The sequence below is a fragment of the Nocardia sp. NPDC006982 genome, from assembly GCF_042869435.1.
Lineage (GTDB): Bacteria > Actinomycetota > Actinomycetes > Mycobacteriales > Mycobacteriaceae > Nocardia.
This window is the reverse complement of sequence record NZ_JBIAFV010000002.1, coordinates 360,051-372,405: the sequence shown is the minus strand read 5'-3', so window position 1 is coordinate 372,405 and position 12,355 is coordinate 360,051. Positions and strand designations below refer to the sequence as shown.

Here is a 12,355-nt window from a genome sequence, read left to right as displayed (position 1 = left end):
GCGTCGATCCGAACGAGCTTCCTCGTCTCGCTCGAATCTTGCAGATGCGTACGGGTTTCGGCTCCAGGACGCAACCCCACTGCCCTTTCGCTGCCTCTTCGCCCACGTCGGATCGCGCGGATCCGGGTCGCAAAGCACCCGACCGAGCCCGCCCCTGTCGACTGCCAGTAGAGGGGCGGACTCGGTAGGCCCGGCGGCGGGGACCGACGACGCATTCAATCCCCGCCACCCGCCCCCACCGCGAGTGCCGTAGTGATGACGACGGATAACGGTGGGAGCGTGTCGCCGCGACTCGGTGGGTTGACCCAGAAGCACCCTTCCCGGGTCCATCGACCGAGCCCGGTCGGCAACATCACGGCACTGCCGATGGCCGGTATGCCTATGTCGAGACGGTTCAGCACCTCCAATACCTGCGCGCCCGGCCGACTGTCCGGCTCGGCGAGGAAGCTCCAGCGAATCTGCCTGGCCAGCATGGGGCCCCTCGTCCCCTGCTGTTCCAGTGCGGCCCTGACCTTTTCGGCCCGAATCGTCGGCAGGTGGACAACGCAGACCCGGCCGGTGATGGGCAGCATCACGAACCCGCCGCGTTCGGTGACCGGTAATCCGAACTCGTGCCGGTAATAGGCCACCCAATCGTCGACTGTTCTGAGTTTCTCCACATTCACGGCCAACTCCTTGCCTCCTCGTGTCCAAGGGTCCTGTGCCGGACGGCGATTCGGGAATTGCCCACCCGCTCGCCTTCTACTGCCATTCCGCTGCCTCTGATAGCGGACGGCTTTTGCCTGTGGCCGCACTCACAAAGCGCTCGTACCCTGGGAAGGAGTTCGTTCGGAAGGGATGACGTCGTGGTCCGGCAGTGGTCAGGTAAAGAGGCCCGTGCCCTTCGCGATGCCAGGCGGATGAGTATCCGGGAGTTCGCAGCGCATCTGGGTGTGCACGAGCGGCTCGTATCGAAGTGGGAGGCCGGCGGCGCGCGGGTCCATCCACGTCCGGTGAATCAAGCCGCCCTCGATACATCCCTGGCCAGGTCCGACGATGTTGTGCGGGCGCGGTTTGCGGCCATGATCGATCAACCCGTATTCGATCGACCGACCGCGCCCGGATTCGACAGGCGGGCCGATGTCTCGGCTCGCGCCAATTATTCGAGTGACGCGGATCTTTTGGCTCTCATAGACGCCGGTGCGATGAGAGGTGATGCGTTAGCGGCGATTTCGGAGAGGGATCTGATCATGGCGGCTGCCCACGAGGCGAGCGAGCACGCCGGCCAGGCCGAGAGCACCAATGTGGGTGCCACCACCTTGGAGCAGCTCGATGCCGATGTCACGCGCATCGCGAACGAATATGTGCACATCCCGCCGGTACCGATGATGGTGGAGATGCTGCGGGTGCGACGCCGGGTGTACCGGCTGCTGGAGGGGCATCAGCGCCCCGCCGATACCAGCCATCTGTATCTGCTGGCAGGCACGCTGTCGGGATTGCTCGCCAATGCGAGCACCGACCTCGGCTATCTCGATGCCGCGGGCGAGCAGATCAGAGCGGCCTGGGCCTATTCGGAATTGTGTGGTCACAACGGGTTGCGCGCCTGGACCCGCGGCATGCACGCGCTGATCGAATACTGGTCCGATCGACCGCGTCGGGGAGTGCTGCTGGCACAGAGCGGGCAGGACTTCGCCGAATCGGCCACGGCCAAGGTTCGACTATTGAATATCGAGGCCAGAATCTGGTCCCGGTTGGGCAGTGACGCCGACGCCGATCGCTGTATCCGGGCCGCCGACGATGCCCGCGAGGTGTCCGACACCGACTCCCTGCACGACGAGGTCGGCGGCGTCTTCGGCTTCAACGAGGCCAAGGCCCATTACTACGCGGGCGCGACCTATATCCATCTCGGTCAGGCCGAACCCGCCTTGGCCGCGACGCAACAGGCCATCGAGTTGTACGCGAACGGACCGTCCGAGCGGCGTTCCTACGGCACCGAGGCGATGGCCCGGGTCGACAGCGCCGCGGCGTATCTGATCAACGGCAGTTTGGACGGTGCGGCCGCCGCCCTGGTTCCGGTGCTCGGCCTTGCCGAGGACAAGCGCATCGCCCAACTGGAGGAACGGCTCGTCGGGCTGCGGCGGCGGATCGCCGGACCGGAGTTCCGCGATGCCGTCGAGGCGCGCTTCCTCGACGAGAAAATCGAAGAGTTCTGCGGAACCACTGCGGCCAAAGGCATCCCGCCGGGCAACTCGTCGGCCTGATTCGGCGGAGCGCACCGGATCGAACTGCGGCTACAAGCCCTGTCGACCACGACGGAGCGAGTCTTACGAGCGAGGAGTTCGCGGCCCGTCTCGCGTCCGAGTGGCCGAAGCGCATGCGACGAGGTCGCGAGTCTCGACGGCGCCGCTAGCGACTGCTTGCGGGTCGCTCGAAAGGGTCGGACGCGAGACACCAGAGGGCCGCGAACACGCAGCGCCGAAGGCGCTGCCATCAGGCGCCGATTAACCAGTTGCCGGAGATGGCACCATAGCAGGGTGAGTCCTAGCCATCTACCGCATCACCCGCCGCGCGTGCTGGAGCAATCCACGAAGCTGCAGAACGTCCTCTACGAAATTCGTGGACCGGTGGGCGCACATGCGGCACGGCTGGAGGCGGAGGGGCATCGCATCCTCAAGCTGAATATCGGCAATCCCGCGCCGTTCGGCTTCGAGGCGCCCGATGTGATCATGCGCGACATCATCGCCGCGCTGCCGTATGCCCAGGGCTACTCCGAATCAAAGGGCATCCTGTCGGCCCGGCGTGCCATCGTGACCCGCTATGAGCTGGTCCCCGGCTTTCCCGAGCTCGATGTCGACGACGTCTACCTGGGCAACGGCGTCTCCGAGCTGATCACCATCACCATGCAGGCGCTGCTCGACAACGGTGACGAGGTGCTGATCCCGGCGCCCGACTATCCGCTGTGGACCGCCATGACGAGCCTGGCCGGCGGCACTCCGGTGCACTACCTGTGTGACGAATCCAACGGCTGGCAGCCCGATATCGCCGATATCGAAGCCAAGATCACCGATAAGACCAAGGCGTTGCTGGTGATCAATCCGAACAACCCGACCGGTGCGGTGTACTCCACCGAGGTGCTGCAGCAACTGGTCGACCTCGCGCGCAAGCATCAACTGCTGCTGCTCGCCGATGAGATCTACGACAAGATCCTCTACGACGACGCCAAGCACATTTCGCTGGCGACGCTCGCGCCCGATCTGCTCTGCCTGACCTTCAACGGACTCTCCAAGGCCTACCGGGTCGCGGGATATCGCTCCGGCTGGTTGGCGATCACCGGCCCCAAGGAGCATGCGGCTGGTTTCCTCGAGGGCATCGATCTGCTCGCCTCGACCAGGCTTTGCCCGAATGTGCCTGCGCAGCACGCGATTCAGGTGGCACTCGGCGGACATCAGAGCATCGAGGATCTGATCCTGCCCGGCGGCCGACTACTCGAGCAGCGCGATGTCGCATGGGAGCGGCTGAACATGATTCCGGGCGTTTCCTGTGTGAAGCCGAAGGGTGCGCTCTATGCGTTCCCGAAGTTGGATCCGAACGTCTATGAAATCCACGATGATTCGAAGCTGATTCTGGATCTGCTGCTGCAGGAGAAGATCTTGATGGTGCAGGGCACCGGGTTCAACTGGCCGAATCATGATCATCTGCGGATCGTCACGCTGCCGTGGGCACGAGATCTCGCGGTGGCGATCGAGCGCTTCGGGAACTTCCTGTCGAGTTACCGGCAGTAGGGACTGGGCGGTCCGAACCTCCTCGTCAGCGTGCGCTGGGCTACCGGATCGCCCCGCTTCCGGGGGCAAAACATACTCGGTGTACGGATAGTTGCGAGTTTTGGTTACTAGCTAGCGCTAAACGAGACTTTTTGTGTACAGTGTCTCTTGGCACTTCGAGTGCCCGGTCAAGTTGTCTACCCCCCCTGGACAACCTGACCTCGGGTTAGGCTGCCTACCCCCCTGGGCGCCAACCTGCGGGCGGCGGAGACATCCCCCTGCTCTCCGCCGCCCCCTCCCGATTTTCCATTCGGAACCTTTTCATGACTCGTCGTCGGTCGCTGCCGGTCCGTGAATCCGATCTTGAAAATGAAATCCTTTAAGCTCGCACCCTGGACTACAGACGAAAAGGTAGGAGTCCGGTGAGCCATGAGTGATCATCACCATCACCACGACCATTCCGGCCCGATCGCGATCGGCGCGACCGCGGCCCGGGTGGTCGTCGGACTGCTCGCCGCGATCGGGGTCGTGGTCGTGATCGCCGCGATCGTGCTGTGGCCGAGCAGCCAGCACATCGACATCCCGCTGCCGATGCAGAACGCGGGCGGTGGCGCGGTGCAGACCGAGGCCGGAACCGTGGTGATGCAGGACGTCGGCGCGTGCGGCAGCAGTTCGATCGGCAAGGTGTTCGTCGATAAGCCCGAGCAGCCGCGCGCCGCGGGCTATACCTGTCAGCGCAGTCTGATCAGCATCGATTCCGGTCCGCACAAGGGCAATCACACCCTGTTCGAAATCGCACCCGGCCCAGGACAACCCGATCTGCATGCCGGTGACCACATCCGGATCGTGCGGCAGACCGATCCGAGCGGAATGCCGCTGTACTCGTTCGAGGACTACTCGCGCGGGCTGCCGCTGACCCTGATCGTGCTGGCCTTCGTGGTCGTGGTCATCGTGGTGGCGCGCTGGCGCGGGTTGCGGGCATTGCTCGGGCTGGTCTTCGCCTTCGCGGTGCTCGTGCTGTTCATGCTGCCCGCACTGCTGGACGGCAAGCCTGCTATTCCGGTCGCGCTGGTCGCGGGTGCGATGATCCTGTATGCCGTGCTGTATCTGGCGCACGGTGTGAATCTGCGCACCAGTTCGGCGCTGCTCGGCACGCTGACATCGATGATCGTCGCGGCGGTGCTGTCCTGGATCGCCATCGAGGTCACGCATCTGACCGGCCTATCCGAGGAACAGAACACCAACGTCGCCACCTACATCGAGCACGTCAGCATTACCGGTCTGCTGCTGGCTGGCTTCATCATCGGTTCGCTCGGTGTGCTCAACGATGTGACCATCACCCAGGCCTCGGCCGCCTTCGAACTCGCCGCCATCGATGAATCCGCATCGCGTCGCGAAGTTTTCGCCGCCGCCATGCGCGTCGGCCGGGACCATATCGCGAGCACGGTCTACACCCTGGTGCTGGCCTACGCCGGTGGCGCGCTTCCGTTGCTGCTGCTGTTCAGTGTCGCGGGCCGCTCCATCCGCGACGTCCTGACCGGCGATGCGGTCGCCATCGAAATCGCTCGCTCCTCCGTCGGCGGTATCGCGCTGGCTCTTTCGGTCCCGTTGACCACTGCCATCGCCGTCATGCTCGCCCGGCCCTTCGGTCACAAGCCCGAACCCGCTGCTCCCGCGCGGCACTCGCGGCATGCGAAGTCCGAGGCGTCCGCACCTTCCCGTCGCTCGCCGTCCCGCTCCTCCGCCGCGGCTCCCAGCCGCCAACGGACCTCAACCCCGACCTGGGATGACGAGCCGGGCCCGGCTGCCTGGAACGACCAACCCTCGAATTCCCGGCCATACGAACGCAGTCGGGGCTATCGCAGCGCCGATCCGCCGGACTACGAGCCCGACTACGACACCGACCCGCGCGGCTATCGCCGTCCGGATCCGCGCGGGTCCTGGGACGACGATGGCCCTGTCTCTCGGTAACCGCCGTCCGGATCCGAGAGTGCGTGGGGCGACGAGGGTCCCGCCCGTCGGCGACTTCCGCAGGGTTCAGCCCAACTGGCCACCGCCCTACACCCTCGCAAGGCGAGTGCGCACCCCCTCTAACGGGTATGCACTCGCCACAAAGGGCGTGCAATACGAGACCTACTGCCGCACAGCCTGCTTCGCTGGGGAGTGCAGGTCGCCGGTTCAGCGCGGCGCGGGTGGCGGGAAGGGGAGGATCACGGGCGGAATCGTCGGCACCACGATCGGCGGAAGTCCTGGCACGACAATGGTATTCGGGCCGGGCGTGGACGGGGGCGGCTCCGTGGTCGTCGCACGGTACGGGGGCGGGGCGGCCACCGACTCGGCGGACTCGGTGGTGCTGGCCGGTGCGACGGCGATCTGCGGGTCCAGGGTGGTGGTGCGCGGCGGGTTGGTCGGCGAGACCGAGGTCGGGTGGTCACTGCTCTGCGAATCGCGCGTGAGAACCTGTGGGCCGTAACCGAGTCCGAGTCCGATCGCCGCGACGACAGCCAGTGCACTGACGGTCAGCACCGCGCCATTGATTTCCCGCTTGCCGCGGCGCCGCTTGGGCGGTGCGGACAGCCAGGCGGGTGAGAGCTCATCGTCATCGAGCAGCGAATCCGCGGCGGGCGCGTGCTGCTGCGGGGTCTGGACGACCGTGCGCACCGGCCGCGCCATCAGGGCGGCACCGCGGGTGACCACCGTCTCCGGGCTGTCGGGCACGATGACCGGCACACCCATCCAGCGTTCGAGGACCTTGGCGATCAGCGGAATTCGCGCGCAACCGCCGATCGCGAGCACGCCGTGCACCGGACGATCCGAGCGCACGATGACATCGCGCGCCATCCGCGCCGACGATTCGATCGCCAGCATGATGAGGGCTTCGAAATTCTCCTGGGCCAGCAGCACCAGCCCTTGTTCGCTGGGCAGCGCCACGGCGGTATTCGAGGACAGTTGCTCCTTGGCCTCGCGGCACAGTGCGTCCAGGGCGGCCAGCCCCGCCGAATCCGGCGGATGCGCGATCCGGCCCGAGGCGATCTGCTGTTCGCGAATCAGCGAATCCAGGTAGTCGCCGCTGATATCGCTGGTGCGTTCGCTGTGGCGGATCTCACGGGTCTGCGTGTCGACGACGCTGACCGTCAGTCCGGAGCTGCCGAGGTCGTAGACGACGAGTGAGGAGATGCCGCGGATATCCCCGGTGGCCTGCGCGAATTCGAGCGCCGCGACGATTTCGGGCACCAGTTCGTAATTGGTGAGCTGCTGACGCGCCATGGCCGCGCGCAGCGCCTTGGCATGCTGCTCACTGCGGTAGGCGATCGCGGTGGCCGCGATACCTGGCATGGATTCCAGTGTCACGCCGATCGCCTCGGCGGCCAGCTCCTCCACCTGGTGCGCGACAACCGGAATGGTCTGCAGATCGAAGGAATGCGGGGCGATGGGGCCGTGGGGGCTCGCGGTGTGTGGTCGCGCCATACGGACGGCGCCGGCCCCCACCGAAACTCCCAGAACCGAACTCATCAGCTGCCCATCCCGTTTCACACATCACGACATGCGAGCCTGCGCCGCCCGCCGGGGGATCGGCCCGCTCTCGGGACCCTACCGTCGACATCCGACAGACCCGAAGGCAGGATCTGATCGTCCCGGCGTCGCCCCCGCGTCGCAGGCAACTCTACGGTGTGCCGAGTCCGGCGTACACCCATCCGGCGTCTCTCCAGGTGGCTCGATTGAGACAGTTGCGACCGTCGATGATCGACCGTTTGCGGACCACCGGATCGAGGTCTTGCGGACGCAATGCGACGAATTCGTCCCACTCGGTCAGCACCAGCACCACATCGGCGCGGTCGCAGGCCTCGGTGACCGAGGTCGCGTAGTTCAACGTGGGAAAGACCCGTCGCGAATTCTCCGCCGCCTTCGGGTCGTACACCGTCACCACCGCGCCGTGCAGCTGGATCATCCCGGCCACATTCAGCGCGGGTGAGTCACGCACATCGTCGGATTCGGGTTTGAAGGCCGCACCCAGCACCGCCACATTGGCGCCGAGCAGCGATCCGCCGCAGGCTCGCGCGGCCATATCGACCATCTTGGTGCGGCGGCGCATATTGATGTTGTCGACCTCGCGCAGGAAGGCCACCGCGTGATCGGCGCCGAGTTCGCCGGAGCGCGCCATGAACGCGCGGATGTCCTTGGGTAGGCAGCCGCCGCCGAAACCCAGTCCGGCATTGAGGAATCGGCGGCCGATGCGCGCGTCGTAGCCGAGTGCGTCGGCCAGCATGGTCACATCGGCGCCGGTCGCCTCGCAGACCTCGGAGACGGCGTTGATGAAGGAAATCTTGGTCGCGAGAAAGGCATTCGCGGAGACCTTGACCAATTCGGCGGTGGCCAGGTCGGTCAGCAGGAACGGCACCTCGGCCGCGATCAGGTCGGCATAGACCTCGCGCACCAATTCCTCGACCCAAGCGGCGCTTTCGCGTTCCCCATCCACGCCGAGCACCAGTCGATCGGGGCGCAGTGTGTCCTTCACTGCGAAACCCTCACGCAGGAACTCCGGATTCCACGCCACCTCGACCGCGGCGTCGGTGAGCGCACGGGCCCTGGCACCCAATGCGGCGGCGGTTCCCACGGGCACCGTCGACTTCCCGACGATCACCGACGGCCGCTCCAACAGCGGTGCGAGCGTATCGACCACGGCGTGCACATATTTCAGGTCCGCGGCGTACTCGCCCTTCTTCTGCGGTGTCCCGACCCCGAGGAAATGCACCTGGGCGTGGTCGGCGGCTTCCGCGTACGAGGTGGTGAAGCGCAGCCGACCGGCGTCCAGGTTCCGGCGCAGCACCTCCTCGAGCCCGGGTTCGTAGAACGGCACCACACCATCGGACAGCTTCGCGACCTTGCCGGGATCGATATCCACGCCGATCACATCGTGTCCGAGCTCGGCCATGCACGCCGCGTGCGTGGCCCCGAGGTACCCGGTTCCGAAGACTGTGCATCGCATGATCGATTGATAGGTCGCGCCGATGGCCACCCCACGTCAGCGAGGCAAGGGTCTCGGCAACAGCAGATGTACATGTGGCGACATGAATGACGGATAGCCTTCTGGCCTGCGTAAACTCATTCGATGACGGCCCGGTTACGATCGATCTCGTGCGACGCCAGCGCAGCATCCGGGCCCGCAGCGCCTGGGTGGTAGTCGGCGTTGCGGTGGTGGTGGTATCGGTCGCTGGTCTGTGGCCGGTTTACGTTCGGCCGCAGGTGGACGCACCCGTGAAAGCCGATGCGATTCTCGTGCTCGGCGGCGCGCACGATGGGCGCGAGAAGCTGGGACTGCGGCTGGCCCGAGAGGGTTACGCGCCCCGGGTGCTGTTCTCGGACCCGTATGAGAACAGTGCCATGGTGAATCGAATCTGCCACAGCCGCTATAGCTTTCAGGTCACCTGCTTCGATCCTTCGCCGCGCACCACGCGTGGCGAAGGTCGTGAACTCGCCGAACTCGCCGCGGCGCAGGGTTGGCGTCGAGTCATCGTCATCACCTTCACGCCGCATATTTCGCGGGCCCGCTACATCCTCGGGAAATGCTGGGACGGTGAGGTGTTGATGGTGGATCCGCAGCCACGTCTTTCGGTCGCCAGGTGGGCCTACGACTACGTCTACCAGTCCGTCGGATACGTCAAGGCGTTCTTCGAAGACTGCTAGCTTCTGGCCACCGGTACGCCAACCACCAGCCCTTCTCTCCCGCAGCAGAATCCATCGAGTCCGCCCTCGCCAGTCCCAGTAACGCCCCACGGGTACTTCGCGACAGTGAACATGGGTGTTCGTGATCCCGTGGGGCCAGGTCGCGTTCGTCACGCGGAATATGCAGCCCGACGCACCCGAAGAACCGTGTGCTGCGGCGCGGCGTCTCGGCGGTGCTCTGATCGGGTATCTGCCCTGAGCGACTCCCGTGCGGGAGGGTGCGGCAGCCGAATTCGATGACGTGCCCGCATCGTCGGGTGGACACTGAAATGTTGGGACCGGGATGGTGAGAGCTTCCCGGTCCCAACGCTGTTCCGGCTACATGCTGGGGCGACCTCGGCCTGGGTCGGCGCGCGGGCTCGCGTGCCCAATGCGGCCTTCGAAGACTGCTACCGCGCACAAGTGCAGGCAGGCGGCATCAGTTTGATTTCCGGCGTGAGACAGACGTACATTGTGTCTCGTGGGGCCGCAGAGCGACCCGATGCAATGACGCAGATCCCTCCGGGAGGGCAGATGGATTACGACTGGTCAGCGGCCGATCTGGACTTTCGCGACGAGGTTCGCGCATTTCTCGCCGAGAAGCTGACGCCGGAGCTGCGGCGCGCCGGGCGCTTGGCGACGAGCGTGTACCCGGACCACGAGGCCAGCATGCGATGGCAGCACATCCTGCACGAGCGCGGCTGGGCCGCACCGGCCTGGCCGGTGGAGCACGGTGGCTGCGATTGGAGCCTCACCCAGCACTACATATTCAATCGCGAGTCGATGCTGGCCGGTGCGCCGTCGCTCTCGCCGATGGGCATCCGGATGGTCGCGCCCGCGATCGTCGCATTCGGTACGCCGGAGCAGAAGGCCTTCTATCTACCGCGCATCCTGACCGGGGAAGTCTTCTTCTGCCAGGGCTATTCGGAACCGGAGGCCGGTTCGGACCTGGCCTCGCTGACCATGGCCGCCGTCGACGACGGCGCCGATTTCGTCTGCACCGGCAGCAAGATCTGGACCACCCATGCCACCGAGGCGAATTGGATCTTCTGCCTGGTCCGGACCTCGCGCGAGGGGAAGAAGCAGCAGGGCATCACCTTCCTGCTGATCGATATGACCACGCCGGGCATCGAGATCCGCCCGCTGGTGATGACCTCCGGCGAACAGGTGCAGAACCAGGTCTTCTTCGATAACGTCCGGGTGCCGAAGGCCAATGTGCTCGGCCGGATCGATGACGGCTGGACCGTCGCGAAATATGTGCTCGTGCACGAGCGCGGCGGTGCGGCAGCGCCGATGCTGCAGGTCATGGCCCAAGATGTGGCCACCGCGGCGGCCGAGCAGACCGGACCCGACGGCAATCCGCTGATCGATGACGCGGCATTCGCGGCGAAGTTGGCGCAGGCTCGAATTCGCACGGAGGTGCTCGAAATCCTGGAGTACCGCACGCTTTCGGCGATGGCACAGGGCAAGAATCCGGGTCCGGCGTCCTCGATGCTCAAGATCCTGGCCACCGAATTGAGTCAGCGGATCACGGAATTGGCGCTGGAGGCGGCCGGTCCGCGCGGCCGCGTTTATCAGCCGCATGCCACCGCGCCGGGCGGGCCGATCGCCGAATTCACCCCGCCCGCCGACGAATATCGCAGCGGCGCGGACTGGCAGGCGGTCGCGCCGCTGCGCTACTTCAACGACCGGGCGGGCTCGATCTATGCGGGCAGCAACGAAATTCAGCGAAATATTCTCGCCAAGGCAGCATTGGGGCTCTGATGGACTTCACCTTCACCGATGAGCAGGAATTGCTTCGCGACGCGGTGGCCGGATTCCTCGGCGCCCGTTACGAACTGGACAAAAGCCGGGGCGCGGCGAAATCCGATGCCGGTTGGCAGCCGGGCGTGTGGCGCGGATTCGCCGAGGAGCTGGGCATTCTCGGGGCAACCCTGCCCGAGCGGGTCGATGGCATGGGCGGTGGTCCGGTCGAGTTGATGATCATCACCGAGGAACTCGGCCGTGCGCTGGTCGTCGAGCCGTATGTCGACACCGTGGTGGTCGGCGCCGGTCTGCTGAATCGCGCCGGTGGCGAGCGTGCGGATTCGGTACTGCGCCAGATCGTTTCCGGTGCTGCGCGGACAGCGTTCGCGGCGCTGGAGCCGAGCTCGGGACAGACGCTGCACGATGTATCGACCACCGCGCGCCGCGATGGTGACGGGTGGGTGCTCGATGGCGTCAAGACCGTCGTGACCAGTGCACCGCTGGCGACACATCTGCTCATTACCGCGCGGACCGCTGGTAATCGGCGCGATAAGGATGGCATTTCGCTGTTCCTCACCGAATTCGATGCCGCTGATCTGCCCGCCGGTGTCGAGGTGCATTCGTATCGGACGATCGACGATCGGGTCGGCTCCGATATCACCTTCACCGGATTCCGATTGCCGGCCGATGCGCTGCTCGGTGCCGAGGGCGCGGCATGGGACGCGATCGATGCGACGGCGGACGAGGCGATCGCGGCGATCGCGTCCGAGGCCGTCGGCTGCATGCGAAAGGTGTTGGCGGACACCGTCGAATACGCGAAACAGCGGCAGCAGTTCGGCCAGCCGATCGGCAGTTTCCAGGTGCTCCAGCATCGCATGGTCGATATGTTCATCGAGCTCGAGCAGGCCATTGCCGCGGTGTATCTGGCTGTCTACTCGTTGGGTGCGGCCGCGGCGGACCGGGCGCGGGCGGTATCGGCCGCGAAGGTCACCATCGGTCGGGCCGCGCGCTTCATCGGCCAGAACGCCGTGCAGCTGCACGGTGCCATGGGCATGACCGAGGAACTCGCGATCGGCCATTACTTCAAGCGACTGACCGCGATCGAATACGAATTCGGTTCCAGCGACCAGCATCTCGCTCGATATGCGGCGCTGACGAGGCCCTAG

Annotated in this window: 8 protein-coding genes and 1 pseudogene; 6 read left to right on the top strand and 3 right to left on the bottom strand. The window is 65.6% G+C overall.

What is annotated here, in order from left to right; genetic code table 11:
* Nucleotides 1-215 precede the first annotated feature (215 nt).
* Nucleotides 216-665 (bottom strand): hypothetical protein, encoded by a 450-nt coding sequence (locus ACFYOW_RS10695; RefSeq protein ID WP_387286617.1) that lies wholly within the window; start codon nt 663-665, stop codon nt 216-218.
* A gap of 234 nt (nt 666-899) precedes the next feature.
* Between ACFYOW_RS10695 and ACFYOW_RS10690 the strand changes: the two genes are divergently transcribed.
* The 3 genes and pseudogenes from ACFYOW_RS10690 to ACFYOW_RS10680 form a co-directional block, all read left to right on the top strand.
* Nucleotides 900-2,240 carry an XRE family transcriptional regulator gene (locus ACFYOW_RS10690; protein ID WP_387286616.1) on the top strand — a complete coding sequence of 447 codons (1,341 nt, stop codon included), beginning with the start codon at nt 900-902 and terminating at the stop codon, nt 2,238-2,240.
* Between the two features lie 273 nt (nt 2,241-2,513).
* Nucleotides 2,514-3,761, top strand: a complete 1,248-nt coding sequence (locus ACFYOW_RS10685) for a pyridoxal phosphate-dependent aminotransferase (protein ID WP_157124614.1) — start codon at nt 2,514-2,516, stop codon at nt 3,759-3,761.
* 408 nt (nt 3,762-4,169) lie between these two features.
* Nucleotides 4,170-5,438 (top strand): annotated as a pseudogene (locus tag ACFYOW_RS10680) (YibE/F family protein); the annotation flags it as partial.
* Nucleotides 5,439-5,918: 480 nt separating this feature from the next.
* On the opposite strand, the gene ACFYOW_RS10675 reads toward ACFYOW_RS10680, so the two are convergent.
* On the bottom strand, nt 5,919-7,253 hold the full coding sequence (locus tag ACFYOW_RS10675) for an Hsp70 family protein (protein ID WP_387286614.1): 1,335 nt from the start codon (nt 7,251-7,253) through the stop codon (nt 5,919-5,921).
* Nucleotides 7,254-7,404: 151 nt separating this feature from the next.
* Nucleotides 7,405-8,727, bottom strand: a complete 1,323-nt coding sequence (locus ACFYOW_RS10670) for a UDP-glucose dehydrogenase family protein (RefSeq protein ID WP_387286612.1) — start codon at nt 8,725-8,727, stop codon at nt 7,405-7,407.
* Nucleotides 8,728-8,876: 149 nt separating this feature from the next.
* On the opposite strand from ACFYOW_RS10670, the gene ACFYOW_RS10665 reads away from it, so the two are divergent.
* The 3 genes from ACFYOW_RS10665 to ACFYOW_RS10655 all read left to right on the top strand — a co-directional run bounded on the left by ACFYOW_RS10665 (nt 8,877) and on the right by ACFYOW_RS10655 (nt 12,355).
* Nucleotides 8,877-9,425: a YdcF family protein gene (locus ACFYOW_RS10665; RefSeq protein ID WP_387286610.1), complete on the top strand. Its 549-nt coding sequence runs from the start codon at nt 8,877-8,879 to the stop codon at nt 9,423-9,425.
* A 552-nt stretch (nt 9,426-9,977) separates the two neighbouring features.
* Entirely contained in the window at nt 9,978-11,207 is a 1,230-nt protein-coding gene (locus tag ACFYOW_RS10660; protein ID WP_387286608.1) for an acyl-CoA dehydrogenase family protein, read from the top strand.
* Complete coding sequence (locus ACFYOW_RS10655) at nt 11,207-12,355, top strand: acyl-CoA dehydrogenase family protein (protein ID WP_387286606.1); 1,149 nt, start codon at nt 11,207-11,209, stop codon at nt 12,353-12,355. Before ACFYOW_RS10660 ends, ACFYOW_RS10655 begins: the two co-directional genes overlap by 1 nt.

Excerpts from the sequence above, each read along its gene's own strand:
- ACFYOW_RS10690 (WP_387286616.1), top strand. The coding sequence starts at position 900 with ATGAGTATCCGGGAGTTCGCAGCGCATCTGGGTGTGCACGAGCGGCTC.
- ACFYOW_RS10675 (WP_387286614.1), bottom strand. The coding sequence starts at position 7,253 with ATGAGTTCGGTTCTGGGAGTTTCGGTGGGGGCCGGCGCCGTCCGTATG.
- ACFYOW_RS10670 (WP_387286612.1), bottom strand. The coding sequence starts at position 8,727 with ATGCGATGCACAGTCTTCGGAACCGGGTACCTCGGGGCCACGCACGCG.
- ACFYOW_RS10660 (WP_387286608.1), top strand. The coding sequence starts at position 9,978 with ATGGATTACGACTGGTCAGCGGCCGATCTGGACTTTCGCGACGAGGTT.
- ACFYOW_RS10655 (WP_387286606.1), top strand. The coding sequence starts at position 11,207 with ATGGACTTCACCTTCACCGATGAGCAGGAATTGCTTCGCGACGCGGTG.